Source organism: Mesorhizobium sp. AR02 (genome assembly GCF_024746835.1).
Classification (GTDB): Bacteria; Pseudomonadota; Alphaproteobacteria; order Rhizobiales; family Rhizobiaceae; genus Mesorhizobium.
Map to the genome: position 1 here is coordinate 7379127 of NZ_CP080531.1, position 24984 is coordinate 7404110.

The 24984-nt window shown below is 62.8% G+C and carries 29 protein-coding genes and 2 tRNA genes; 14 read left to right on the forward strand and 17 right to left on the reverse strand.

What is annotated here, in order from left to right; genetic code table 11:
• Positions 1 to 3 precede the first annotated feature (3 nt).
• Positions 4 to 282, forward strand: coding sequence for a hypothetical protein (locus DBIPINDM_RS40260; protein WP_258584559.1), 279 nt, complete (start codon positions 4 to 6; stop codon positions 280 to 282).
• Between the two features lie 42 nt (positions 283 to 324).
• On the opposite strand, the gene DBIPINDM_RS40265 is transcribed toward DBIPINDM_RS40260, so the two are convergent.
• Positions 325 to 1200 carry a crotonase/enoyl-CoA hydratase family protein gene (locus tag DBIPINDM_RS40265; protein WP_258584560.1) on the reverse strand — a complete coding sequence of 292 codons (876 nt, stop codon included), beginning with the start codon at positions 1198 to 1200 and terminating at the stop codon, positions 325 to 327.
• Between the two features lie 80 nt (positions 1201 to 1280).
• Between DBIPINDM_RS40265 and DBIPINDM_RS40270 the strand changes: the two genes are divergently transcribed.
• Together DBIPINDM_RS40270 and DBIPINDM_RS40275 are read left to right on the forward strand one after the other, a co-directional pair.
• Positions 1281 to 1865 (forward strand): TetR/AcrR family transcriptional regulator, encoded by a 585-nt coding sequence (locus DBIPINDM_RS40270; protein WP_258584561.1) that lies wholly within the window; start codon positions 1281 to 1283, stop codon positions 1863 to 1865.
• Positions 1866 to 2084: 219 nt separating this feature from the next.
• The gene (locus DBIPINDM_RS40275) at positions 2085 to 2642 is read left to right on the forward strand and encodes a hypothetical protein (protein WP_258584562.1); all 558 of its coding nucleotides are present in this window, start codon (positions 2085 to 2087) and stop codon (positions 2640 to 2642) included.
• Here the strand turns inward: DBIPINDM_RS40275 and DBIPINDM_RS40280 are convergent.
• The 8 genes from DBIPINDM_RS40280 to DBIPINDM_RS40315 all read right to left on the reverse strand — a co-directional run bounded on the left by DBIPINDM_RS40280 (position 2580) and on the right by DBIPINDM_RS40315 (position 8191).
• A complete protein-coding gene (locus DBIPINDM_RS40280; protein WP_258584563.1) occupies positions 2580 to 3449 on the reverse strand; it encodes a tetratricopeptide repeat protein in 870 nt (289 codons plus the stop codon). The two genes, DBIPINDM_RS40275 and DBIPINDM_RS40280, sit on opposite strands and share 63 nt — an antisense overlap.
• 16 nt (positions 3450 to 3465) lie before the next feature.
• Entirely contained in the window at positions 3466 to 4692 is a 1227-nt protein-coding gene (locus tag DBIPINDM_RS40285) for an anion transporter (RefSeq protein ID WP_258584564.1), read from the reverse strand.
• 133 nt (positions 4693 to 4825) lie between these two features.
• Positions 4826 to 5845 carry a glycosyltransferase family 4 protein gene (locus DBIPINDM_RS40290; protein ID WP_258584565.1) on the reverse strand — a complete coding sequence of 340 codons (1020 nt, stop codon included), beginning with the start codon at positions 5843 to 5845 and terminating at the stop codon, positions 4826 to 4828.
• 160 nt (positions 5846 to 6005) lie between these two features.
• A complete protein-coding gene (locus DBIPINDM_RS40295) occupies positions 6006 to 6794 on the reverse strand; it encodes a GGDEF domain-containing protein (protein ID WP_258584566.1) in 789 nt (262 codons plus the stop codon).
• Positions 6795 to 6980: 186 nt separating this feature from the next.
• Complete coding sequence (locus DBIPINDM_RS40300) at positions 6981 to 7202, reverse strand: hypothetical protein (protein ID WP_258584567.1); 222 nt, start codon at positions 7200 to 7202, stop codon at positions 6981 to 6983.
• A gap of 172 nt (positions 7203 to 7374) precedes the next feature.
• Positions 7375 to 7626, reverse strand: a complete 252-nt coding sequence (locus DBIPINDM_RS40305) for a hypothetical protein (protein ID WP_258584568.1) — start codon at positions 7624 to 7626, stop codon at positions 7375 to 7377.
• Positions 7627 to 7761: 135 nt separating this feature from the next.
• Positions 7762 to 7838, reverse strand: a tRNA-Arg gene (locus DBIPINDM_RS40310).
• 47 nt (positions 7839 to 7885) lie between these two features.
• On the reverse strand, positions 7886 to 8191 hold the full coding sequence (locus DBIPINDM_RS40315; protein WP_015318428.1) for an ETC complex I subunit: 306 nt from the start codon (positions 8189 to 8191) through the stop codon (positions 7886 to 7888).
• Between the two features lie 124 nt (positions 8192 to 8315).
• Between DBIPINDM_RS40315 and DBIPINDM_RS40320 the strand changes: the two genes are divergently transcribed.
• From DBIPINDM_RS40320 to DBIPINDM_RS40340, 5 genes are all read left to right on the forward strand, one after another.
• A tRNA-Pro gene (locus tag DBIPINDM_RS40320) sits at positions 8316 to 8392 on the forward strand.
• Positions 8393 to 8507: 115 nt separating this feature from the next.
• A complete protein-coding gene (locus tag DBIPINDM_RS40325) occupies positions 8508 to 8933 on the forward strand; it encodes a cupin domain-containing protein (protein WP_258584569.1) in 426 nt (141 codons plus the stop codon).
• Positions 8934 to 9047: 114 nt separating this feature from the next.
• On the forward strand, positions 9048 to 9626 hold the full coding sequence (locus tag DBIPINDM_RS40330) for a TetR/AcrR family transcriptional regulator (RefSeq protein ID WP_258584570.1): 579 nt from the start codon (positions 9048 to 9050) through the stop codon (positions 9624 to 9626).
• A 73-nt stretch (positions 9627 to 9699) separates the two neighbouring features.
• Positions 9700 to 10143 carry a hypothetical protein gene (locus tag DBIPINDM_RS40335; RefSeq protein ID WP_258584571.1) on the forward strand — a complete coding sequence of 148 codons (444 nt, stop codon included), beginning with the start codon at positions 9700 to 9702 and terminating at the stop codon, positions 10141 to 10143.
• Positions 10144 to 10250: 107 nt separating this feature from the next.
• A complete protein-coding gene (locus DBIPINDM_RS40340) occupies positions 10251 to 11219 on the forward strand; it encodes a quinone oxidoreductase family protein (RefSeq protein ID WP_258584572.1) in 969 nt (322 codons plus the stop codon).
• Between the two features lie 256 nt (positions 11220 to 11475).
• Here DBIPINDM_RS40340 and hdaA read toward each other — a convergent pair whose 3' ends face one another.
• The 3 genes from hdaA to DBIPINDM_RS40355 are packed head-to-tail and all read right to left on the reverse strand — an operon-like array spanning position 11476 to position 13913.
• Positions 11476 to 12180: a DnaA regulatory inactivator HdaA gene (gene hdaA / locus DBIPINDM_RS40345; RefSeq protein ID WP_258584573.1), complete on the reverse strand. Its 705-nt coding sequence runs from the start codon at positions 12178 to 12180 to the stop codon at positions 11476 to 11478.
• Between the two features lies 1 nt (position 12181).
• A complete protein-coding gene (locus DBIPINDM_RS40350) occupies positions 12182 to 13384 on the reverse strand; it encodes an AI-2E family transporter (protein ID WP_258584574.1) in 1203 nt (400 codons plus the stop codon).
• On the reverse strand, positions 13356 to 13913 hold the full coding sequence (locus DBIPINDM_RS40355; protein ID WP_258584575.1) for a CDP-alcohol phosphatidyltransferase family protein: 558 nt from the start codon (positions 13911 to 13913) through the stop codon (positions 13356 to 13358). The genes DBIPINDM_RS40350 and DBIPINDM_RS40355 overlap by 29 nt, the downstream gene beginning before the upstream one ends.
• Positions 13914 to 14128: 215 nt before the next feature.
• Here DBIPINDM_RS40355 and purM point away from each other — a divergent pair, with 215 nt between their 5' ends.
• Genes purM through DBIPINDM_RS40370 form a run of 3 tightly spaced genes read left to right on the forward strand, consistent with a single transcriptional unit; the run spans position 14129 to position 16473 of the window.
• On the forward strand, positions 14129 to 15238 hold the full coding sequence (purM, locus tag DBIPINDM_RS40360; protein ID WP_258584576.1) for a phosphoribosylformylglycinamidine cyclo-ligase: 1110 nt from the start codon (positions 14129 to 14131) through the stop codon (positions 15236 to 15238).
• Positions 15235 to 15948, forward strand: coding sequence for a phosphoribosylglycinamide formyltransferase (purN, locus tag DBIPINDM_RS40365; RefSeq protein WP_258584577.1), 714 nt, complete (start codon positions 15235 to 15237; stop codon positions 15946 to 15948). Before purM ends, purN begins: the two co-directional genes overlap by 4 nt.
• Positions 15949 to 15963: 15 nt before the next feature.
• Entirely contained in the window at positions 15964 to 16473 is a 510-nt protein-coding gene (locus DBIPINDM_RS40370; RefSeq protein ID WP_258584578.1) for a SixA phosphatase family protein, read from the forward strand.
• 47 nt (positions 16474 to 16520) lie between these two features.
• Here the strand turns inward: DBIPINDM_RS40370 and DBIPINDM_RS40375 are convergent, their stop codons facing one another.
• The 4 genes from DBIPINDM_RS40375 to DBIPINDM_RS40390 all read right to left on the reverse strand — a co-directional run bounded on the left by DBIPINDM_RS40375 (position 16521) and on the right by DBIPINDM_RS40390 (position 18129).
• The gene (locus DBIPINDM_RS40375) at positions 16521 to 16760 is read right to left on the reverse strand and encodes a DUF680 domain-containing protein (RefSeq protein WP_258584579.1); all 240 of its coding nucleotides are present in this window, start codon (positions 16758 to 16760) and stop codon (positions 16521 to 16523) included.
• A 264-nt stretch (positions 16761 to 17024) separates the two neighbouring features.
• Positions 17025 to 17258 (reverse strand): DUF680 domain-containing protein, encoded by a 234-nt coding sequence (locus tag DBIPINDM_RS40380; RefSeq protein ID WP_258584580.1) that lies wholly within the window; start codon positions 17256 to 17258, stop codon positions 17025 to 17027.
• Positions 17259 to 17646: 388 nt separating this feature from the next.
• Positions 17647 to 17874 (reverse strand): DUF680 domain-containing protein, encoded by a 228-nt coding sequence (locus tag DBIPINDM_RS40385; protein ID WP_258584581.1) that lies wholly within the window; start codon positions 17872 to 17874, stop codon positions 17647 to 17649.
• Positions 17875 to 17922: 48 nt separating this feature from the next.
• Complete coding sequence (locus tag DBIPINDM_RS40390) at positions 17923 to 18129, reverse strand: DUF680 domain-containing protein (protein ID WP_258584582.1); 207 nt, start codon at positions 18127 to 18129, stop codon at positions 17923 to 17925.
• Positions 18130 to 18675: 546 nt separating this feature from the next.
• Here DBIPINDM_RS40390 and DBIPINDM_RS40395 point away from each other — a divergent pair.
• Entirely contained in the window at positions 18676 to 19656 is a 981-nt protein-coding gene (locus DBIPINDM_RS40395; protein WP_258584583.1) for an AraC family transcriptional regulator, read from the forward strand.
• Between the two features lie 169 nt (positions 19657 to 19825).
• Complete coding sequence (locus DBIPINDM_RS40400; RefSeq protein WP_258584584.1) at positions 19826 to 20815, forward strand: AraC family transcriptional regulator; 990 nt, start codon at positions 19826 to 19828, stop codon at positions 20813 to 20815.
• A gap of 392 nt (positions 20816 to 21207) precedes the next feature.
• Here the strand turns inward: DBIPINDM_RS40400 and DBIPINDM_RS40405 are convergent, their stop codons facing one another.
• Entirely contained in the window at positions 21208 to 21498 is a 291-nt protein-coding gene (locus DBIPINDM_RS40405) for a hypothetical protein (RefSeq protein WP_258584585.1), read from the reverse strand.
• 229 nt (positions 21499 to 21727) lie between these two features.
• Between DBIPINDM_RS40405 and DBIPINDM_RS40410 the strand changes: the two genes are divergently transcribed.
• The gene (locus tag DBIPINDM_RS40410; protein WP_258584586.1) at positions 21728 to 24982 is read left to right on the forward strand and encodes an autotransporter outer membrane beta-barrel domain-containing protein; all 3255 of its coding nucleotides are present in this window, start codon (positions 21728 to 21730) and stop codon (positions 24980 to 24982) included.
• Positions 24983 to 24984 lie beyond the last annotated feature (2 nt).

The window sequence follows — 24984 nt, forward strand, 5'->3', positions numbered from 1 at the left end:
AACATGATTGCCTGGGACCAAGTGACCCGCGCCCACGTCGTGCGCGCGATGGAAGAGTACGACCGGCTGGGGCCCGAGCGCTTCTTCGCCGAACACGGCTTTGCCCCGACCACGACCTACGAGCTGGTAGTGGCCGACCGCCTCTACCCGCCGAAGGCGATCCTGGGCACCGCCTACGAATTCGCCACGGGCAAGAGACTGGCCTCGGGCGACTTCGAGGGCGGCAAGAGCGGCGCGGTGAAAGTGCTCGGGCAGCTTGGCTTCATCGTCAGGGCAAAGTGACGGCGGCCAGGCAGCAACGTCCCGCCCCCCCAGCATGACGCGTCACCTCGACGCTTTGCCCAGACCCGCCGCCTGGTCGAGCCGCAGCGAGGCGCGCCTTGCCTCGTCCGGCCTTGCGATGTGCGTCCAGGAGCCGTCATAGCTGGGCTTGCGCCGCTCGATCCAGGCGCCGAGCCCTTCCCTGAGATCGGCGGTCGGGGCCATGCGGGCGAACTGCTCAGCCTCGACCAGCAGCCCTTCGGCGATGCTGAGGTTGATACCGCGCGCCACCGCGGTGAGGATGCTGGCGAGGGCAGCCGGCGAATGCGTGATGATGCGGCGGGCAAGATCGTGCGCCGCCGGCATCAGTTCGGCATACGGTACGATTTTGTTGACGAGGCCGAGCTCGGCCGCTCGTTCAGCCGAAAAGGACTCACCCGTCAGAAGCAGTTCCAGCGCGCGCTTGCGCCCGGCAAGCCGCGGCAGGCGCTGCGTGCCGCCAAAGGTCGGCGGCATTGCAAGGTTGATCTCCGGCTTGGCGAACAGGGCGCGGTCGCTGGCGATGGCCAGCGGCACGGCCTCGGTGATTTCGCAGCCGCCGCCGAAGGCAATTCCGTTGACCGCGGCGATGATCGGCTTGCGGAAGGCCTCCAGCCGCGCCGTCAGTCGCTGCCCGCGCATGACGAAGTTGCGCAGCGCCACATCCGTGCCTGCGGCGACGCTCAATGAGAATTCATTGATATCACCGCCGGCGGAAAAGGCGCGTTCCCCGGCCCCGGTCAGGATGACGGCGCGCACCGCATCGTCGGTCTCTATCGTGTCGAGGATCGCGAGCAGGCGATCAATCAGGGCATAGTTCAGCGCGTTGAGCTTTTCCGGGCGGTTGAGGGTGAGGACGGTGACCCGGTCGCGGGTCTCGTTCAGGACAAGATCAGCCATTGTTCTTCCTTTCCAGATACGACGGAAAGGGGATCATGCTTTCGATTGCGTGTATATTTACTAGTCGGTATACATGCTTCATGTCTGAACCCGTCATCCCGACCCGTAAACGCATCGTCGATGCCGCGACGAAGCTGTTCTATGCCGAGGGAATCGGCCGCGTCAGCGTCGATGCCATTGCCGAAAAGGCAGGCCTCACCAAGCGCACGCTCTATTACCATTTCAAGAGCAAGGATGACCTCGTCGCCGCCTATCTCGATGGCCGCGACCAGCCCAACCTGCAGCAGATGGCCGGCTGGTTCGACGCGGCGGAAGGTGACGTGGACCGCAGGGTCGAGGCGATCTTCAGCAATCTGGCGCGGGTTGCGCGCCATCCGAAATGGAAGGGATGCGGCTTTCTGCGCACGGCCGCGGAACTTGCCTCAATGCCTGGACATCCGGCGGTCAAGGTCGGCTCGCGCCACAAGTCAAATTTTGAGACATGGCTGGCTGGCGAATTGTCCGGGCATGACATTGAGGAGCCGCAAGCCTTGGCCCGCGAGATCGTGCTGCTGATAGACGGCTGCTTTTCGATCATGCTGATCCATCGCAACCCCGACTACATCGAAGCAGCAGGACGAGCCGCTGCCACGCTTGTTGGGGCGAGATGCCGTAACAAGGACTGACCAACCGCGCGCTTGGAGCGTGGCCGGCAAGCATGGTATCGCAGGTGCCAGGAGGCGGCGATGCGTGTCATTTTCCGATGTGATCCAATGTTGGTTGAGCATTTGCCACGCCCGATCCTGGCGCGCAGCGCTCTGCCGGATTGGCTGCGTGCAATGCCCGCCACAGCCTACTCTGCGATCCATGGCCGCGACATTCGCACGCTCAAGCAGTGCCCACCGGTGGTCGACGCGATGACCTATGGCTTCATGGTCTTGCTGCCATGCGACGTCGTCGTCGACAAAGGCACTTTTTCCTGGGACTGGCAAATTCCAGAACCGGCCACAGAGAACCATCCCAGAGCGCCGCTGAGCTTTCACACGCCGGGGCAGCTCGCCGGAAGCCCGTTTGCCACGCCCAGCCAAGCCGCCCTCAAATTTAACAGCTTCTGGACCATCGAGGTCGAGGATGGCTGGTCATTGTTCGCGACACATCCTGTCAATCGCCAGGATCTTCCCTTCAGGCTGGTGACGGGCCTGGTGGATTCCGACCGATTCAGCGACGGCGGCATCAATTTCCCGGCGATCTGGACGGAGCCCGAATTCTCCGGCGTACTCCGGAAAGGAACTCCCGTCGCACAGTGCTTTGCGGTTCCGCGCGCCGCGCCGCAGCTGGAATACGAGGTGTTCGACGAGAAGCGGCAGGCATCCTATGCGCAGACGGTCGCGGATGTCCTGTCAACGCCCGGCGTCTACCGCAAGCGGTTTCGCGCCAGGCGGAGGCGCGCCACCGGCGAGTGAGCGACGCAGCGCATCCTCATCGAGCCACAGCCTGCCGCTCGGCGCCGATGTAAGCGCCATGGCGATAACGCCGAACGTGGATGGACGCAGACGATAGGCCGTTGAATACGCCAGCATTGCCCCGTCGAGATCACCAGTTTCCTGCAAGACAACGCCGAGATTGACGGCAGCCTCCGGCGCGTCCGGGCTCATCTCCAGCACCCGTCGATAGGCTTCGGCGGCGCTGCCGAACTTGCGCATGTCCTGACGCACCAGTCCGAGGTCAAACCAGGCGGCCGGATGCCCGCCGCCGGCGACGGCGCGTTCGAGGAAGCCCTCTGCCTCAACAGACGCACCGCGTTGCCAGGCAAGGCGTCCGAGGCGCGCCGCAGCCTCCTCGGATTTCGGATCCCGTTGCAAGACAAGTGTCCACCATTCGCGCGCGGCCAAAGCATTCCCTGCCTGATCGAGGGTACGTGCCCGCTCGATCAGTATTTCCACCTGTGATGACAGCGTTGCCGCGCGATCCAGCTGTTGCAGCGCTGCTTCGAACCGGCCGTCGGCCCGGGCAATCCTGCATGCGAGAATCAAGGCGGGCACATTATCCGCACGAGCGGCCAGACTCGTCTCGATGCGCGTGCGAGCCCCCGACAAATCCGCCCTGACGAACAGGACCGCCGCCAGAAGATGGCAAAGCGCCGGATCGTCCGGATGTTGCTTCAGGCCTAACTCGCACAGCTGCATTGCCTGGCCGTGATTGCCGGAATTGAAAGCAGCCACCGCACGGCGGATCAGATCGCCGCTTTCGACTTGATTCGTATTCGTCACCGCTTTGCCACTCCCGCTAGAATCCGAAGGCCAGCCATGCCGTGCCGGCGACGAGCGTTATCAGCGTCAGCGGCAAGCCGACCTTGAAGAAGGCACCGAAAGACAGTGGTGTGCCGGCGGCCTTGGACTGCTCGGCGACGATCAGATTGGCGACCGAGCCGAGCAGCGTGAAATTACCGGCGAGCGTCGAGCTCATCGCCACCACGAGCCAGGCGCGTTCGGGGTTTTCCAGCCCGGGTATGAACGGCCGCAGCGCCAGCACGGCCGGCACATTGCTCATGATGTTGGAGAGCACCGCCGTGAACCCGGACAAACGCCAGACGTCGTCCAGGCCGAGATTCTTGGCCGAGGCGATGATGTCTGGCGTCAGCAGCGTCCTTTCGGCGCCGGCAACCACCACGAACAGACCGGCGAACATGAACAGCAGCGGTCCATCGATCTCACGGTAGATGCGTTCCGGCTTGATGGCGCGGGTGAGCAGGAGAATGGCGCCGCCGATCAATGCTGCCTTGGCAACGGGAACGCCGGCGAAGAAGGCGACGGCCAGCCCGATGCAGACGATCACGGCCTTCAACACCTGCCCGCGATGCATGCGGCCGCGCGAGACATGCGGCGTCAATTCGGCAGTGCGTGTGAATTCGGCGCGATAGACGATGCGCACGATGACGATGACCGCGACCAGGCCGAACAGCGCGACCGGCGCCAGCGCCGCCGAAAAGGCGGGATAGGAAATGCCCGACAGCGCGCCGATGACCATGTTCTGCGGATTGCCGGTGATGGTGGCGACGCTGCCGCAGTTCGACGCGGTGGCGGTGGCGATCAGATAGGGAACCGGATTGCGGTTGATGACGCGAGTGACGTGGACGACGATCGGCGCCATGACCAGGCAGATGGCGTCATTGACCAGGAAGGCCGACAGCACGCTGGTGAGCAGCGTTACCATCACCAGCAGCATGAACGGCGCATGCGCATGTTCGATGGCGATGGCGCCAAGGCCACGAAAGGCGCCGGAGACCTTCAGATGCGCGACCACGATCATCATGCCGAGCAGAAGCGTGATGGTGTCGAAATTGATCGCGCGGTAGGCATCCTCCATGCCGATCGCGCCAATGGCGATCATCGCGGCGCCGCCAAGCAGCGCAATCCCCGCCCGGTCGAGACGCAGGCCAGGGATGCGGCCAATAGCGACGCCGGCATAGGTCAGGACCAGGATCAGCAGTGCCGCCGCGCCCATCAACGTCATCAGTAGAAATCCTGCTCAATCTGTTGGCGCGCCGATGCCGTCCGCCCGGTGGTTCACTAGCATGCCAGCTTTAGCGCGATGTCGAGATTGATGACAAACGGGTTGGGCACGCTGTCGTTCCGAGGCGGTATCGCTAACGCCGATAGAAATCCAGCAGCTGCCGCAATGCCTGCGGCGAAAACAGCTGCTCGACGGTCTGCCGCGCCTTGTGGCCCACGTCAGCCCGCAGCGCCGGATCGGCTTTGAGCTCGGCCAGGATCCGCGCCGCCTGTTGCGTCGTCTCGAACAGAAAACCGTTTTCGCCATGGCTGATATGGTCGGCGTAGCCGCCATGCGAATGGCAGACCACGGGCAAACCGCACGCCATCGCCTCGAACACCACGCGGCCGAATGTCTCCACATGCGAGCCGGTGCGATAGTAGAATACGTCGAGCGTCGGCAGGAACTGTTCGGCGGCAAACTGGCCCTGCGGCAGGAGTTCGAGTTGCGGATGTGGCACGAGCCTGTCCTTGAGCGGCATGCCGCCCTGGATCCGCACCGCGACGCCATCGGCCAGCAATGCGTCATAGAGCGCCACATCGTCGGCATGATGCTTGTCCGCCGTGTCGCGGCTCAGCCGCCCCACTGTGAACGGACCATCCGGCCTTGCCAACCGTGGTGAGAAACGCTCGATATCGATCGGCGACGGATGCACGACGCCTTCGACCTGCAGCATGCGCTTCTGAAAGTCGGAGATCAGCACCAGCTCGGCGTCCGGCCAGCCCAGCAGGCGTGGCATGCTGGTCGTCAGCGCGATGATCTTCGGGTGAAAGGTGTTGAAGACATAGATCAGCCGGCGTGGCCGCCGGATCAGGTAAGGCCAGATTTTGTTGCGCCAATGTGCGCCGAGGAAGACATAGGTGCCGCCGTCCGGCACATCGCGCGTTACCGGCGAGACGCGGTGAACCGGAAATTGCCGCATCAGCTCGTCGGACACGCGCGAAGAGGTTGCCCACAGACGCACCTGCGCGTCGGCGCCCAGCAGCCGGTACAGCTCCAGGGTTTCGCGTTCACTGCCGCCAAACGGGTTCTGAAAGCCGTTGAACAGATGGATCATGATCGCCGCACTTGCCTGACCTTGCCCGGGGCCGTCCCGCCATTCGTTCGCCGGCACCGAAAAGGTCGTGGCTGCACCGGCGGCCTGATGATCGGGAAAGAAAGCAGGAATGTCCGTGGCGATGCCCCATACATCACCTGAGCCGGAGGAAGCACACCGACAAGAACGCGTCAAGGAAAGCGGTCGACGTCAGCCTTCACGCACAGCAAGGCTGCGGTCAATGCACCGTGGCGACGCTGGGCTGAGACACCAGGGAGGCTTCCGCGGGGTCGAAACTGACCTGATCGCGTCCATTCGACTTGGCGGCATAGAGCCGTCTGTCGGCGGCGGAGAATATCGCCTCGTAAGTCGTCGGGCCACTGAAGCTGGTGCCGCCGATGCTGACGGAAAGCGGACAGGCGCGGCCGCCGGGCGAAAAGTCCATTTCGCGAATGCGCCGGCGGATGCCTTCGGCAACCAGCCAGGATTGCGAGGGGTCGACACCGGGAAGAAACACACCAAACTCTTCGCCGCCGATGCGGCCGACGATATCGCCGCCGCGCAGCTGTCCCTTGATCGCCTGCGCGATCAGCTTGAGCGCCTGGTCGCCGCAGTCATGGCCGAGGCGGTCGTTGATCGACTTGAAGTGGTCGGCGTCGATGATCAGCAGTGCGCCGGAACGGGTCTGCTCCTGCTTGCGGGTCTGTTCGAGATAGGCCTCGACGAGCATCGAGAAGGCGCCGCGGTTCAGCACTGCCGTCAGACTATCGGTCGCGGCAACGATGCTGAGGTCGCGCTGGGCTATGGCCAGCTGGCGGATCTTCCACATCAGAAAAAACAGAAACGACCCGCCCAGCACCAGCGGAAGCAGCAGGTCCGTCATTTGCGCGCGCCAGACGGCCTCGGGCGAGAGATAGGGGAAATTGAACGAATCGACGAAAAACGCCACGGCAATGAAGAATGCCGTACCGGCGGCGGTGACAGCGATCACCCTGCCCCAACTGGTCGGTGACAGGTCGAGCTTCATCCCATTCCACTCCGTTAGCCGCCTCTACTATGACGTGCCAACGCAAACAAAATGATAAGACTTTGCTTTCAATTCGAGATCAGATGAGCGGGAGCCGAAGCACGCTCGCCCGATGGACGGCCGTGCTCCGGCAATGAAAGCAATTCATTCACTGAATTTCGCGTGGATGCGATTAAATCCCGAACGTCAGCGGTTGGGCATCCGTTCGCCCGCCTCAACGACGAAGGATGCCGCGATCAGGTCGTCGGCATCCAGTCCTAGGGACCCGTCGCCTGCCCCCATGATAGCGGCGACCTTGTGGAAGGTCTTCATTTCATAATCGGAAATTTCGGCATCCTGCATTCTGGCCTTGAGTTCAGCAATACGCCTCCCCAAGGCAGGGGACGTTCCAATTTCACGTTTCGACATGGCCTGGCTTCTCCTCCCCCAACCCGTGCTTGTTTTGCCCCGCCCATTCGCCGGTCCGCACGTTGCCCTTTTATGAGATACCGCGAATACAAGGCCCCGAACGCTTTGGTGTGCGCTAAGGTTCCAACCTTGTTGGCGTATCACGAAATAATTCCGGATCGCCCCACGGTGCTTAGTCCTGATGCCCGGCCATCAGCACTATCTTCGCAATAGAGTTCCGCGCCTCAACCCGCTCCAGGCATCGACCCGGAATGTTCGGCCACGACGCGGCAGCGCATTCCTTGTCGGCGATCGCAACGGGATCGCTGTGCTGCACGTCGGCCGCTTGAATCGCAGTGGATGCGAAAAGAACCGTCTGCGTTATCAGAGCCGAGAAAACGGCAACCTGGAACAGCACGGCAGCGAAGGCGATCTTCTTGAGCATGCGAAGCAACGCGCTGACAGGCGTCAGGTTCCCGCCGGCCATTTCTTGCGGGTCAGACCGATTGCGCCGACACGACAGCGGCAACTTGGCGCCTTCAACACGAAATGAAATAGTCTAGTAAAATCAGTGATTTATTGGCGATCCCGACAGGATTCGAACCTGTGACCATCGGCTTAGAAGGCCGGTGCTCTATCCAGCTGAGCTACGGGACCGCTGGCCGGCCAGAGGGGCCGGCTGGATATCTGGCGCTGGCCGCCGTTCAATGCGTCCAGGGCGTCCTGCGGTCATAGCGGAAATTCTCCGCATAGGAAATCTGGCGACGCTTGGTCTCTTTCGGCTCCTCGACGCGGAAGGCAAGCCCTTCCTTTTCGGCATAGGCCACTGCCTCTTCCCGCGTGTCGAAGGTCAGCCTGATCTGGCTTCTCATATCTCCCGACGTCGTATAGCCCATCAAGGGATCGATCTTCTTGCGCATCTCGGGGTCGAACTCCAGCACCCAGTGGCCGGTCTTGGCCTTGCCGGACTGCATAGCGGTTTTGGCTGGGCTGAAAATGCGCGCGGACATGGCCACCTCATTGTTGTGCAAGGCAGCACCGCCACCCTTTGCCCGTCATTACTGCGCAATGCGGACCGCGGCAAGGTTTTTGCACTTGCCATGTAACACCGAAATGAATAGGCAACAGACCGTTCGGAGTGTAGCGCAGGCTGGTAGCGCATCTGGTTTGGGACCAGAGGGTCGGGAGTTCGAATCTCTCCACTCCGACCATCCCTCTCGTAAAGCAGTATCGATAGTGGCATGGCCGCCTTGCGCCGGTCCCGCCGCGGGCCTTGCCGCGACAGTTTTCTGGTGCAAGTCTGAAGCCGCAACGGGGGCGCTTCGAATGGCAGCAAACGACAGGCCGGTGATCACCCGGAAAGGCCAGGAGAGCAACAAGACCAGCCAGTCGGGCGGCATGGCCCTAGTGACCGGCGTCGGGCCGCAACACACCTCGGCGACCAGGCTATGGTTCGGCAAGGCCAGCAATGCGCCCGGCTTCAGATCGCTGCCGCACCACCATGGCGAGGCGGAAACCGGCGCCTATCTGCTTTCGGGCAACGCCCGCATCTATTTCGGCAAGGACTACCAGGAGTTCGTCGAACTCTCAGCCGGCGACTTCATGTTCGTGCCGCCATTCCTGCCGCATCTCGAAGCCAATATGAGCACGATGGAAGAATTGTGGTGGCTGGCCTGCCGCACCCCGGAAAACATCGTGATCAATCTGCCCGATGTCGACGACGCCCAGCTCGCTGGCTACCGCCGCGCATAAACGCCGCGGAAGACAGGCTGGTCCTCGGCGATCCGAAATCCGTTCAGGGTCACCCTCGCACTGTTGTTGAAAATCGGCATTGACCTTTTTAAGACGACCGGTCATATTACCCGCATGGCAAGAGCAAGCACCAAGGAACAGATCATCGCGGCAGCCGTGGAAACCCTGCACCAAAAGGGTTTCAATGGCACCAGCGTGCAGGACATCACCGAAGCAGCGCACGTGCCGAAGGGGTCATTCTACAATCATTTCGACAGCAAGGAGACGCTGGCCGTCGAAGCGCTGGACCGTTATTGGCAAAAGGTGCTCAACGGACTGGCTGTGCTCGGCGACGAGAAGATATCAGCTGTCGTCAGGCTGAAGCGCTATTTCCAATACCTCAACGACGTCGCCTGCCAGGCGGAGTACCGGACCGGCTGCATGATCGGCAACATGAGCGCTGAAATGCCGGACCAGAGCCGCGCGGTTCGCGAGCGGTTGGCCGTGCTTCTGGCGGCCTGGAGCCGTGCCATCGAATCCTGTGTCCGGGAAGCGCAGGTTGAGGGCATCGTGCGGCGCGACATGGAGGCCAGGACCATCGCCATGTTTCTACTCAACTCCTGGGAAGGCGCCATGATGCGCGCCAAGGTCGACAAGGATGCCGTGGCACTGACGGCGTTCGTGGATGTCGCGTTTGGCACCTTGCTCACCTAGGCGTTTCTTTTTTTGCAGCCACTTAAGATGACTGGTCATATTGGTATCGACTCCCCTTCACAGGATCAAGACCATGAAATTCAATGACACCGCTCCCCTTCTTCCCAAGCCGGATGGTCCGCCGCCGTGGCTGGCCAAGCTCGCCGACGACGCCACGCTGGAAGCGACCGTACTGAAACGGCCGGTTGAGGGCAAAGCAAACATCATGGCACTGCTGAAGCAGGCCATGCCGCTCTACGATTTCCAGGACTTCACCTATCGCGGCGACTTCGGCGCCTCGTTCTTCATGGAATCGTACCGCGCCGAGATTCAAGGCATTCCCATCGAATGCTCAGTCCTCGTGCACATGAACGCAAAAGGCGAAACCGACTCGATCCTTATCAACCACCGCCCGCTCGATGCCGCCCTGCGGTTTTCGCGCCTGATGTGGGAACGGGTCGGAGACGGCTTTCGTGACCTTTATCTGACCGGGCCGCAGGCCGACGCCCTGGAGCGCGCGATCGATCCGAAAGCCTGAGCGGCAATCGCCCACATCAGCAGAACCGTCCCGGCCTCGCCAGACGGACCAATGACGGCTGGCCGCGATCCCGCGGCAGCACCCACCGACAGGAAGGAAAAGCAATCATGCGCGCAATGAGAGCAGACAGTTTTCGCGGTTATAACGATCTGAAGCTGGTCGACATCCCCAAACCGGCTGCATCCGGGGGGCGGCTGCTGGTGCGGATGGTTGCCGCCGGCGTAACACCGCTCGATCATACGATCCTCAGCGGGCAGTTTCCCCGATCGACGGCGCCGCTTGTGCTCGGCAATGAAGGCGCCGGCATCATCGAAGGCGGTGACGCCGACTTTCCCGACGGCACGCGGGTGGCGTTTGTCGGCCCCTTCGGCGTCTTCGAGAACGGAACCTACTCGGAGTATGTCGCGGTTCCCAAGGAACTGCTGCTCCGTGTCCCCGACATGATCGACGACACCACCGCCGCGGGCCTGCCGGTTGCCTATCTGACGGCCTATATCGCGCTGATGAATGCCGGCTTCGCGGCTGGAAAGACAGTGCTTGCACCGGCGATCGGCGGTTCGGTCGGCAATGCCGCCACCCAGCTCGCCCGGGCGCTCGGCGCCAAGCACGGCATCTCTTCGACCACCAGCCATGCCAAAGCCAAGGAAGCCAAGGCGCTTGGCTTTTCCGAAGTGGTAGATCTCACAATCGAGGGTCTGGCCGACGGCGTCAATCGCATCACGAATGGCCATGGCGCCGACATCATCATCGATGGTGTCGGCGGCAAGATCCTGAGCCAGGCGCTGCATGTCCTGGCGCCGGGCGGATCGCTGACGACGCTTGGTTATTCCGGCGGCCGGGAAACCACGATCAATGTGACCGATCTCATCTGGAAGGCCGGTAGCATCAAGGGCTCCATGCTGTTTTCCGAGAGCGCCGCCGTCTGGACAGCGGCCTGGTCAGTCATCTCAGGCTTGCTCGCATCGGGTCAGGTCAAGCCGATCGTCGCCAGGACTTTCGCGCTTCAGGATGCGGCCATGGCGTTGCGATATCTCATCGAGGAGCGACCGTTCGGACGGGTCGTGCTGACGATTTGAGCTGGAGCGCACGCCGGGAAGCCAAACCTTTGACTTAAAGCGTGCCAGCGCCAGCGACAACTCGATACACCTGGAAGGTAAGCTCGCCGGGCGAGAACCCCAACCGCCTCATGCCCGACGAGCCTACAACCTGATTTGGAACGCAATCAGGACCGGGGTCAGCCGGCAAGCTGGTGGAGCAAGATAGATGCCAGCTGCTCTTTCCCGAAATGGGACACGGCACCCCATTTGCCAGCCGTCTACACGTCGAGTTTCTCTAAATCTCGAACTCGCGCTGCCCCTCATCCATGGCGCTGATGGTTTCAGCGGCGAGCGCCCGCGTGATCGGCATCTTGCGCTCGAGAGCGGTGCGATCGAGCCGCTCCACCACGCGCATGGCTGTCGCCAGCGAGCGTTCGATGCGCCGCACCAGATACTGCACGACATGCGGTTCGACCTCGACCTGGCGGTCGGCGAACAGCTTGGTGATGACACCCGCCAGCAGGAGGTCGTCGGGCTCGTGGATCTCGACTGTCGCCGCCGCCTTCAGCCGCGAGGCCAGATCGGGCAATGAAACACCCCAGGCCGAGGGAAAACGCCGTGCGGTCAACAACAGCGTGGAACCGGCGCCACGCACCGCATTGATCAGATGGAACAGCCCTTGTTCGTCGACTGCGCCTGCATCGACATCGTCGATCAGCGCCGGTCGGGCGCCGAGATTGGCGATGCTGTCGCCAATGCGCCCGGCATCGACAGCCACCGCGTTGGCGCGCGCGCCCCAGATGGCGGCCAGATGCGTCTTGCCGGAGCCGGCGGGACCTGCCAGCACCACTACAGGCGAAGGCCAGTCCGGCCAGCGGTCGACCATCGCCGCCGCCTGGTTGTTGGTACCGGACACGACGAGTTCGTCGCGCGAATAGCCGGTGCCGTGGCCGAGATCGAGCGGCAGCTGGCGCGGCGGATCGGTTCGCTGGGCGGTCACTTCAGCGACGCGGCTGCGTGCGGTGGCCGCCGCCGCGATCGGCTGGCAGCGGCGGCGCGGGTGCTGTCGCGTGGCCCTTGTAGAGCGGCGATTCAAGATAGCGGGCGATGGCAAAGCGCACCAGAACGGCGACGGCGGCGGAAGCCGGCACGGCAATCAGCAGGCCGACGAAACCGAACAGCGCGCCGAAGGCGAACAGCGCGAACATCAGCCACACCGGATGCAGGCCGACGCTTTTGCCGACCAGCCTGGGCTGCAGGATGTTGCCTTCGATGAACTGGCCGATGAAGAAGACCACAGCGACCGCGACGATCATCGTCCAGTCCGGCCAGAACTGGACGAAAGCGACGCCGACGGCCAGCACCAGCCCGGTCAGCGAGCCGACATAGGGGATGAACGAGATCAGCCCGGCGAACAGGCCGATGAGGATGGCGAAGTTCAACCCGGTCAGCGTCAGGCCGGTGGCGTACATGGCGCCCAGCACCAGGCAGAGCGTGCCCTGGCCGCGCACGAACCCGGCGGTGGCGGTGTTGATGTCGCGTGCAATGGCGCGCACCGTCGCGACATTGTCGCGCGGCACCCAACTGTCGATGACCGCCACCATGCGATCCCAGTCGAGCAGCATGTAGAAGGCAACGACCGGCGTCACCACGAACAGGCTGACCACCGAGACCAGCGCCATGCCAGAACTCCACAATGAGGTGAAGACCGTGGTGATCAGGCCAAAGCCGGAGGTCAGCAGCGAGTTCAACCCGTCGCGCAAGCCATTAGCGTTGACACCGAATTTCTGCTCCAGCCACTTCGGATCAAAGGAGGTGATCAGGCTCTGCAGCCTGGTCAGGTACTCCGGCAGCTTGCCGGCGAAATCGGCCATCTGCGTCGCCAGCACCGGAATGAGGATCACGAAAGCCAGCACCAGCACGATGAGGAAGGTGATGAGGGTGACCACCGTCGCCATGAAGCGCGACAGGCCGAACCGCTGCAACCGGTCGGCGACCGGATCGAGGAAATAGGCAAGCACCATGCCGGCGACGAAGGGCAGCAGGATGCCGCTGAAGACATAGAGGAACAGCGCAAGTCCGGCGACGCCGGCCAGCCAGAAGAAGATCTGGCGGCGGAACGCGGAGGCCGCGCCAAGATCGGCGGCCGCAGCCTCGATCACCGCCGCTTCTTTCTCAGATGTCCGGATTGGAGCCTTCGCCATAGCCGCTCATATGCCTCAGCCAAGCCACGAGATAGGCTGCGGCCGAAGCCACGGTCAAGACCCCGGACAGCAATATGAGGGCTGGCCGCAGTGGGTCGAGGTGCACGGCAAAGGCCAGTTCCCCAAGCACGACCGCCGCCAGCACGATCTGGACGGCGGTATTGGCCTTCGACACCAGAAACGGTTTTATCTCGACCGGATGGGCCATGACGGTGGACAGCAGAACCGCGCAGACGATCAGCGCGTCGCGCGACACCATGGTGACGACCAGCCACAGCGGCAATTGCCCGATGAAGCCCATGACGACGAACACCGAAACCAAAAGCAGCTTGTCGGCCATCGGATCGAGATAGGCGCCGAGCCTGGACTGCTGGTTGAAACGGCGGGCGATGAAGCCATCGACGCCATCCGAGACGCCGGCAATGACGAAGCCGGCAAAGGCCCAGTCCCAGCGCGCCTGCAGCATGGCCAGCACAACGGCGGGCACCAGAAGAAGGCGCAGGATGGTGATCAGGTTGGGGATGGTCAAATGCTCGGCCCGTCCTCTCCGGTCAGGGATAGATGATGGAGATGGAGAGGCGCCGCAAGCTCCGTGCCGCGCAATTCGGCTGTCATGGTGTTCGCCGCGAATGTCGGAAATGCTATCCACGCTTTTGTCAGGCCAAATGGCGCCCGGTTCCGCCGTTATCCTTGCCCCCCGAAACCATTCATGCGAAGAGCCCGCAAACGAGCAGGAAAATTGCGATGAGCAAGCGCGACACAAGCCAGCCCAAAACGGGCCAGCCCAAAACGAGCAAGCGCAGGAACGGGCTCACTTATGCCGAGGCCGGCGTCGATATCGATGCCGGCAATCTCATGGTCGAGAAGATCAAGCCGCTGGTGCGCGCCACGCGCCGGCCGGGCGCGGATGGCGAGATCGGCGGTTTTGGCGGCCTGTTCGACCTCAAGGCGGCCGGCTTCACCGATCCGGTGCTGGTCGCCGCCAATGACGGCGTCGGCACCAAGCTCAAGATCGCCATCGATGCCGGCAAGCACGACACGATCGGCATCGACCTCGTTGCCATGTGCGTCAACGACATCGTCGTGCAGGGCGCGGAACCGCTGTTCTTCCTCGACTATTTCGCCACCGGCAAGCTCGACCCCGACCAGGGCGCGGCGATCGTCGGCGGCATTGCCGAAGGCTGCCGGCAGGCCGGCTGCGCGTTGATCGGCGGCGAGACGGCGGAAATGCCCGGAATGTATCACGGCAAGGACTATGACCTCGCCGGCTTTGCCGTTGGCGCGGCTGAACGCGGCCAGCTTTTGCCCACAGACGACATCGTCGAAGGCGACGTGCTGCTCGGCCTCGCTTCCTCGGGCCTGCACTCGAATGGTTTTTCGCTGGTGCGCCGCATCGTCGCGACAAGCGGCCTTTCGTGGAGCGATCCGGCGCCGTTCAACGACGACGCGACGCTGGCCGAGGCGCTGCTCGAACCGACCCGCATCTACGTCAAGTCCATCCTCAAGGCCATTCGCAACACGCATGGCATCAAGGCGCTGGCCCACATCACCGGTGGCGGGTTCCCTGAAAACATTCCGCGCGTGCTGCCCAAGGATTTTTCGGCCGAACTCGATCTCGAAGCCATCGACGTGCCGGCGGTGTTCTCGTGGCTGGCCAAGACTGGCGGCGTGGCGCCGGAAGAGATGATGCGCACCTTCAATTGCGGCATCGGCATGATCCTGGCGGTCGCCTCCGGCCAGGCGGCGCAGGTCGCCGCCGTGCTGCAGGAAGCCGGCGAGACGGTGACGCCGATCGGCCGCATCGTGCCGCGCCGCGATGCCGGCGTCATCTATCGGGGCTCGATCGGCCTATGAGCACGCAGAGAAAGCGCACAGTCGTCCTGATATCGGGGCGCGGCTCCAACATGACCGCGCTGATTGCCGCTGCCAGCGACCCGGCCTTCCCGGCTGAGATCGTCGGCGTCATTTCCGACAAAGCGGACGCCGCCGGCCTCGGCATCGCCAAGGCGCGCGGCATCGCCACGCAGGTCATTGCCCGCGCCGACCATGGCAGCAAGCAGGCGCATGACGCGGCGATCGACGCAGCACTCACGGGCTTTAATACCGAGATCGTGGCGCTGGCCGGCTACATGCGCATCCTCACCTCCGGCTTCGTCCAGAAATGGCAAGGCCGCATGATCAACATCCACCCTGCCCTGCTGCCGGCATTCAAGGGTCTCGACACCCATGCGCGCGCGCTGGCCGCCGGCATGCGCATCCATGGCTGCACCGTGCATTTCGTCACGTCCGAGATGGATGACGGGCCGATCATCGCGCAAGCGGCCGTGCCGGTGATGGTCGGCGACAATGCCGATATGCTGGCCGCCCGGGTGCTGAAGGCCGAGCACCGGCTCTATCCGCTGGCGCTCGGACTGGTCGCCGAAGGCAAGGCGCGCATGGAAGCCGGGCGCACAGTGCTTGCCCACTTTGCCGACGATGCCGACAACGGCACCTCGGTGGTGATGGCGCCAGATCCGCTGCGCGAGGAAGCCGATCTCGAGCATCTGGCGCGGATCACGCCCTGAGCCGAGAACACGGGCATGAAACAGCTGCTTCTCTTGCGTCACGCCAAATCGAGCTGGGACGATGCTGATCTCGATGATTTCGATCGACCGCTCGCCGAACGCGGATTGAAGGCGGCCAAATTGATGGGACGGGAGCTTGCGGCACGCGAGTGGCTGCCGGATCAGGTGCTGGTGTCATCGGCGCTGCGCACCCGCGACACCTGGCGGCTGGTCGCCGCGGAACTGCCGGCGCATCCCCGGGTCGTGTTTGCCGATGCGCTTTATGATGCCTCGGCGGCGGATATTCTGAGTCAGATTCGCCTGGCCGAGCCGTCGAGCGGTTGCCTGGCGGTGGTCGGCCACAATCCGGGCTTGGAAGATCTGGCGAAACAGCTTGCCGGTTCAGGCTCGGAGGCCAAAGCCCGCAAGAGGCTCGAGGAAAAGTTTCCGACGGCGGCTCTTGCGCGCTTTGTCTTCGAGGGCGATTGGTCCGGCCTGTCGTCCGGGCGGCTGACGCATTGCCTGCGCCCGAAGGATCTGAACTAGAAATCCGCTGCCGGACAGGTGCGGCAGGCAAGCCCGCGGCCGAGACCTCAGTTCCCCCAGATACCTTGGCCGGGTTCCGGCCACTCAGTGGTGGTCTTCATCTTGGTGTCGGCGGCCTTGTGCCCGGCCATATCCGTATTCTTGACCGCGCCGGTGACGGCATGATCCACGCCGGCGACCGAGGCAACCGGCTGGTTGGCATTGTCGGAGCCATAATGGTCACTGCCGGCAAAGGCGGTGCCGGTCGCAACGAGGATGGCGGCGGTAGCGAGAGCGATCTTGCTCATTTCAATCTCCTGTTTCATCCGTTGGGCGGCGTCTTGGGAGGACGGTTCCGCTAAGGACAAGACCCGAGGCCGTCCGGTTTTATTCCTGGAGGCGGAAGCTTTTTCTGCCGGGTGAGACGACCAACTGCTCAAACCGATGCAAGCCGGTGCTTGCCCTGTTGCGCAAAAAACAAGAGCGGCGGGCCAAGCCCACCGCTCTTTGTTATCGAGGACTGCTGCGAAGAACAGTGGCCCCCAGATGCCCAGGTGCGATTAAGCGTTGGCTTAGTTGCCCCAATTGCCCTGGCCGGATTCCGGCTGGTCTGAATCGGGCGTCAGCTTGAAGCCGTGATGCTCGACCGGCTTGCGGATCGAAGCCGTGTGGCCGTGGTCGATATTGCCCGCGGGTGCGGTGATGGCCGGCTGGTTGACGTTGTCCGAACCATAGTGGTCGCTGCCGGCGAAGGCGCTGCCCGTGGCAACGAGGATGGCGGCAACGGTAAGTGCGATCTTGGTCATTTTCGTTACTCCAGTATTCCTAAGTTCTGTCCGTCAAGTGGCGTGGCCTCGGGAGGAATTTCGCGTCGCTCGGACAGGCTGGAAGTGGGTTTTTCATTCGTCGACTTCCAATCACGAAGATGTTCCATCACGCCCCGGATCCAGATCTTGAACTTCGGCCAAGGGATCAATCGTCAAAAATTTTATTGATTAATATCATATAGTTACAAGGAAACCGCCAACACATAGTGCAGCGATTTATCGAGCTGGCGTCGACCGTCCGCTCACGGTTCGTCAACATAACTTGAACCGATCGGTTCGATTTTCGATCAGCACACCCGCGTGCATAAAAAACAAGAGCGGCGGGCCAAGCCCACCGCTCTTTGTCGTCTTCCGGGGATTGAAGGAATTAACGGCCCCAGATGCCCTGGCCCGACTGAGCCGGTACGTTGGCATTGGCGTCGCCCTGTGCCTTTACGGACTTGGCGATCGAACCGGTATGGGTGGTATCGACGTTGGAGGACGACTGGCTGGCAACCGGCTGGTTGACATTGTTGGAGCCATAGTTGTCGCTGCCGGCAAAAGCCGTGCCCGTGGCGACGAGGATGGCGGCGGCGGTGAGTGCGATCTTGGTCATTTTAAGTACTCCTGAATTCAAGTTTTGAGTTGGTATCGGCAGTCGCGATTAGCGGCCGAAGAGGTTGCGATCAGCGCCCTGCGGGGCTTGCGTCTGGACGGTTGCGGTCGACTTCGAGATCGAAGCGGTGACCGAATGGTCGACAGTGGTGGCGGCGGGCTGATTGACGTTGGCCGAACCATAATTGTCGCTGCCGGCGAAAGCGGTGCCCGTGGCAACGAGGATGGCGGCGGCGGTAAGAGCGATCTTGGTCATTTTCTTTACTCCAGTATTCCTTGTCCTGTCCGTCTAGTGGCGTGCCCTTGGGAGGAATTTCGCGTCGCTCGGACCACCCCGAGATGGGTCTGCCCTGCTGCCGTTTCCAATCACGAAGATGTTCCAGCGCAGGCCGAATCCAGACCTTGAAATCCGGCAGCAGGCTCCTGCGGCCACAATCTTTTTCATTGATATCAAATGGTTAGACGAAATTGCGCGGCGCGACGTGTACGCCTTCGCCGAGTCAGCGTTCACACTGTCCTGCACAGTGCGTCAACATAAATCGAACCGAACGGTTCGGTTTTATCGTCGATGTGTTGATTTGAGCTTTTTCAGTGACCGCAATCGACCTCGCTCACGCCCGCAAGGACGGCCCATCGTCCTGCCGGGCATCATAAGGAGAGATCGCGGGCAAGCTGAATGACAACAATTTGATCCCGAACGGATAGCCCGCGCCGTTGCAGCATCACAAGACAGCAGCCTAGGGTGGCAAGCGGACGGGACGGAGCCTCAGCCGCTTGCCAACACTTCAACAGGTGACTTGACGTGCAGGCGAACGGGAGTGTCGAGCCTCTTCGAATTACCACCGCCGCCTTGCCGCCCGCGCAACGTCTGGAACATTTCCGCGAGATTTTCGGGCGAAGGCTTTTCCGGATCGAGATGGAACCCAAGCCTGGCACCGATTTCGATGTCGATATCACTCTGCAAGCCCTGCCCGGCCTGCGCATCTCCACCGGATCACACTCCGAGATGCGCAATCGGCTTACGAGCGAACTGATCGATAGCGACGATCTTGTTCTCGTCATCCTGCAGAGCGGATTGGGGACGGCTAAACAGCGAGGGCGGGAAGAGACATTCAGCGGCGGCCAAGCGATCGTCACCGCCAATGACGAACCGGGGAGCGGTACCACGCATTCTCGCGTGCAGCTCACCAACTTACGCTTTGCGCGAAAGCGGCTCGCTCCACAGCTGGCGGACGCCGACGCCAGTGTTCTTCGGCCGCTGTCCAGGGATAACCAGGCGTTGCGGCTGCTGACATCCTACCTGCGGATCGTCGGCGGCGAACTGGGACGGTCGTCCGCGAGCCTGCAACAGGCTGCCGGCGATCATGTCCATGATCTCGTGGCGCTCGCGCTCGGCGCGACCCGCGACGCTGCGGAGATTGCCCGGGGACGTGGTGTGCGGGTCGCCCGGCTGCATGCGATCAGGGCTGATATCGTGGCCCATGTCACCGCGAACTGGCTTTCGATCAATGCCCTCGCCGTGCGCCACGGCGTATCGCCGCGCTACATCCGCTCGCTGTTCCAGGGGGAGGAAACGACCTTTACCGATTTCGTGTTGAACCAGCGGCTGGCACGCGCGCACGCACGCCTCATCGACCCTCGTCTTGGCGCGCGCTTGATCAGCACCATCGCCTTCGATGCAGGGTTCGGCGACCTGTCCTACTTCAATCACCGTTTCCGCCAGCGCTATGAGGCGACCCCGTCCGATATACGCGCAGCAGCACGATTCGAGGGCGGCTGGTAGCCCTGTCGCAGCACTGCCGCGCTGCTGATTGAACCGACGGCATATCGCCGCGCTTTCAATCTCGCTGTTCCTCTCAGCCCAAAACGACGCGTCACCCAGCCCAAGCGATCGCTGCCCTCTCCCTTGTAGCTTGCCCCAGCTGATTCAAGACGCCTGTCGCGGAGTTTTTGTGCAAGGAGGTGAGCCGTCCTTCCGGTTTTCGACCGATGATTTGCCTGAGCGGGACCGGCTGTCGATCTGGCGTGAAGCCTATGGCCGCAGCATCGTCAAACTCGATCTGGAGCCGGCCAGCGACGAACCGCTGCACGTCACTGGTTGTATCCAGGCGCTGCCGAACCTGGCCATAGCATCATTTTCCTGTTCTCCGACCAGGGTCACGCGGACCAGGGCCCAGGCATCCGACGGCAACGACGATCTCGTCCTCGTCATTTCCGGCGGAGACATCCTGTTCCATCAGGGCAAGAAAGAGGTCGATCTCAGGGCGGGCGAGGCCCTGCTATGGTCGAGCGCCATGCCCGGTGGCTCCCTGAACACCGAACCGATCGGCCACCTTCTCACGCTCGCCATATCCCGGACCGTCCTGACGCAGACCCTGGCCAATCTGGACGATGCGCTGATGCAGCGCATCCCGCGCGACAATGAGGCGATGCGGCTGCTGACCAGCTATGTCGGAATGCTCCAGGGCGAGATCGACACCATATCACCGGAGCTCAAGGCCGCCGGCAGCGCGCATATTCAGGACCTGACGGTGCTGGCGCTTGGGGCCAACCGGGATGCTGCCCATCTCGCCAGGGGGCGTGGCGTTCGCGTGGCGCGGCTGCAGGCGCTGAAAGCCGATATCCTTGCCAATCTGACCCGGCGTGACCTGTCGATCGACAGGCTGGCGGCGCGCCATGGCATTTCGCCACGCTACATCAGGTCATTGTTCGACGGCGATCAGACCACATTCACCGACTTCGTGCTGAACCAGCGCCTGGCGCGCGCGCGCCGTTGCCTCGAAGACGTCAGGTTCGCCGGCCACATGATCAGCACCATCGCCTTCGAAGCAGGGTTCGGGGACCTGTCCTATTTCAATCTTGCGTTTCGGCGGCGCTATGGCGTCACGCCGTCCGATATACGCGCGGGCCGCGGCGGCAAGGATGAGAGCGACGCGCGGTGATCCGCCGGCGCAAGGGTGGACGTCGAACACGACCAAATCAGAGGTCGCCATGCGTCACCCAGACAGCAAGGGTAGTGTTCTGATGCCATTGATCTAACGATCAATTTCGAGGTCGGCAGCGCCATAGTTGTCTTGGTCTTGGCAACGATGCGATTTGGCTGGCCTGGTGGCTTCGCCTGTCAGCAGCCGTTGCAGAATGGCAACATTGCTGTCCCGTCTGCGTTTCGTGCCGCGCAGCCCTAGCCGCCGCGCCGCCCAGCCCAAGCGCCGCTCCGCCGCGCCCCGGTAATCTTCCACAGCTTCACCGCTGATTTGGGCTCCTGATGATCCTTGCATCCATCTCACGACCTACCCGGATGGGCCGCTGCCCGGCGGCTTTCCCGCATGGCACTTCATGAGCGCGGCGGCGCAGGACACGGCCGCTCTCTCGACAGGCGGCGCTTCAATGCGCGCTTTTCCCTGAAATCCTTCTGAAAGTTCCCGATCATGATCTCTTCACGCGCGACATTCCGTCCAATACACCGCAAGGCCGGACTGGCCGCGCTGCTGCTCGCCGGCACCGCCATTGCAGGGCTATCGATAACCTCCGCCAGCGCCGATGAAACATGGACGGGCGCGGCCAACAGCGACTGGTTCACCTCTTTGAACTGGAGCAACAACGCCGTTCCAACATCCAGCGACATTGTCACCATAGCGACGACGACGCCATTTCCGACTGTGATCAATGGCGGAAGCGACGCTGCTATGACCGTGAGCGTTGGTTATCAGGCAGGCACGGGTCCGGGGGGGCCGGGTCAACTCACCATTGCTAACGGCGGCACGCTTTCAGTCACGGACGGCCTGTATGTTGGCAGGACCGATGTGGCAAACTCAGGCGCCGGCGTCGTACTGGTCACCGGAGCGGGCTCCCAGGTGAACGCTCCCACGAGTGATGTTGACATCGGCGTCGGATCCGATGGGACGCTGACGGTCGCCAATGGCGGGGCTGTCACCGCCCTTCACGTGCTTGCCGGCGCCACCTCCAATGGCACCATAAATGTCTATGGCACCGGCTCCACACTGACGGCGCAAAGTACGCTGGCTGTCAACGGCGTTAGTTCCGGCATGGCCGGGACTTTGTCGGTCACCAATGGTGGAACCGCCATCAGCACCGACCAGACCATCATTGGCGGGGGTGCAGGCAGCGCCACTGCCACGGTCGACGGTGCCGGTTCGTCCCTGCAGACCGCCACAATCCTGTCGGTCGGCATCCTCGGCGGTTCGGGCTCGCTCACGATCAGCAATGGCGGCGCCGCCTCGGCTGGAACGGGAGCGGTGCTCGGTAATGACGCGGGCTCGTCCGGCATGCTTACTGTCGAGGACGCCCATTCGACATTCACGACTGACGAGCTGGGCGTTGGCAACGCGGGTACCGGCACGCTAACGATCAAGAACGGTGGTACGGTTCTTAGCCAGACTGGCTATGTTGGCATAGCAGCCGGCAGCACGGGCACGGCGCTCGTAACAGGAGCCGGCTCGACCTGGAACTCGGTGGTCCTTTTCGTCGGCGGCTATAACGACATCGGCGACTCGGGCAGCGGCACGCTGACGGTTTCGAACGGCGGTTCAATCACAACCAGCTATGGCGAGGTGGGCGCCGCTGCAGGGTCGACTGGCGACGTGACCGTCGATGGCACCAGTTCCATCTGGAACGACGCGAAGGACCTTATCATAGGCTACTCGGGCAATGGCAGCCTGACGATCCAGAACGGTGGTACGGTTTCTAGCGATAATAGCTTTGTCGGCATGGAAGCCGGCGGCACGGGAAAGGTCTTCGTAACAGGCACCGGGTCGACCTGGCATACGGGTAATCTTTTCGTCGGCGGCGATAACAACAGCAGCAGCGACTCGGGCAGTGGCTCCCTGACGATCGAAAAAGGCGCCATCGTGGACAATGGCGGCTTAACCGCGATCGGCTACGCGGCCGCCTCTACCGGCACCGTCACGGTCACTGGCGCGGGTTCGACCCTCATCGGGAGCGGTGTTCTGGATGTCGGTGACATGGGCAACGGCACGCTGGCAATCGCCGATGGCGGCGCCGTTACCGATACGAGCGGTGTCATCGGCCTGACTAGCGGCATTGGCGCCGTCACAGTCGTCGGGGCCAATTCGAATTGGACGAACCCGGGCGATCTATATATCGGCGGCGGTAACGGCGCTTCGGGCACGGTTGCCATCTCAAACGGCGGCAGCGTGTCGGTGGGCGGTAATGCCTACCTGGGGTATGGATCCGGTTCGACCGGCACCCTCACCCTTTCAAGTGGCGGCGCGATGTCGGTGAGTGGGAATTTTCTGCTCGCGAATCAATCCGGCTCGACCGCCACGCTCAACATCGGCGCCGCGGCCGGCGATGCGGCCGTGGCGCCAGGCACACTCGACGCCGCATCCGTCTCTTTCGGCCATGGCGCCGGCACGATCAACTTCAACCACACCGGCAGCGACTATGTTTTCGCCCCTGCGATCCTCGGCGTCGGCACGATCAACCAGATCGCCGGCAACACGGAGCTGAACACGGATTCCATCGGCTTCGCCGGTGATGTCAACATCACCGGCGGCCGGCTTGCGGTGAACGCCCTGCTGCCTGGCGCGGTGGTGACGGTGTCGGACGGCGGCACTCTCGGTGGCACTGGCGTGGTCGGCTGGATCGGTGCTCATTCCGGCGGCACCGTCGCGCCCGGCAATTCCATCGGCACGCTCAATGTCGCCGGCGATCTCCTCCTGGCAGCGGGCTCAATCTATCAGGTCCAGGTGAACGCAAGCGGCGCATCCGACCTGATCCTCGCCTCGGGAACGGCGGACCTGACTGGGGGCAGCGTGCAGGTGCTTGCTGCCCCCGGCACCTATGGTGCGAGCACCCAGTACACCATCCTGACCGCCGCAGACGGCGTCAACGGCAGCTTTGCCGGCGTCAGCGGGCTGAGCACGACACCCTTCCTCAGCTATGGCCTGACCTATGACAAGAACAATGTCTATCTGGATGTTGATCGCAGCAGCGCCAGCTTCGCCTCGGTTGGCGCGACACCAAACCAGATCGCCACCGGCGCCGGCGTGGAAAGCCTGGGCAGCGGCAATACAATCGATGAGGCGATCGTGATGCTGCCGACGGTGGCCGCCGTTCAAGAAGCCTTCGACCAGCTTTCCGGCGAGATCCATGCCTCGACCAAGGGCATGCTGCTCGACGACAGCCATTTTGTCCGCGATGCCGCCACCAGCCGCATCGATGCCGCCTTCGGCGATGCCGGTGCCGCCCCCCTGCCCGTCATGGCCTATGGCGATGGCGGCCCCGAAATGGTCGCCGCCGACACTGATCGATTCGCGGTCTGGGGCCAGGCCTTCGGGTCGTGGGGCATTACCGACAGCGACGGCAATGCCGCCACCTTCGATCGTTCGACCGGCGGCCTGCTGGCCGGTGCCGACACGCTGGTGGGCGGCTGGCGTGTCGGTGTTCTCGGTGGCTACAGCCATTCGTCCTTCGACGTCGACGCGCGCAATTCCACTGGTGCCAGCGACAACTACCATCTTGGCCTCTATGGCGGCACCAATTGGGGCGCCATCGCCTTGCGCGGCGGTGCTGCCTACAGCTGGAGCAGCCTCTCGACACATCGGTCCGTTGCTTTCAACGGCTTCACGGATGGGCTCTCGGCCGACTACGACGCCGGCACCGCGCAGGCCTTCGGCGAACTTGCCTACAAGATCGATGCGAACAAGTTCGCCTTCGAGCCCTTCGCCAATCTCGCCTATGTCAGCGTGCACACGGACGGCTTCACCGAAACGGGCGGTGCTGCCGCGCTGACCAGTGCCGGCTCGACCACCGATGCCACCTTCACCACACTCGGCCTGCGCGGCTCGACCGATTTTGCGCTTGGCGGCATCGACGCCACCGCGCGCGGCATGCTCGGCTGGCGCCATGCCTTTGGCGATGTCACGCCGACCTCGACCTTCGCCTTTGCCGGCGGCGATGCCTTCACCATCGCCGGCGTACCAATCGCCCGCGACGCTGCAGTGGTCGAGGCCGGCCTCGACCTGAAGATGTCCGCCAATGCGACGCTCGGCTTGTCCTACTCTGGCCAGTTCGGCGGCGGCACCACCGACAACGGCGCCAAGGCAAATCTAAGCGTCAAGTTCTGAAA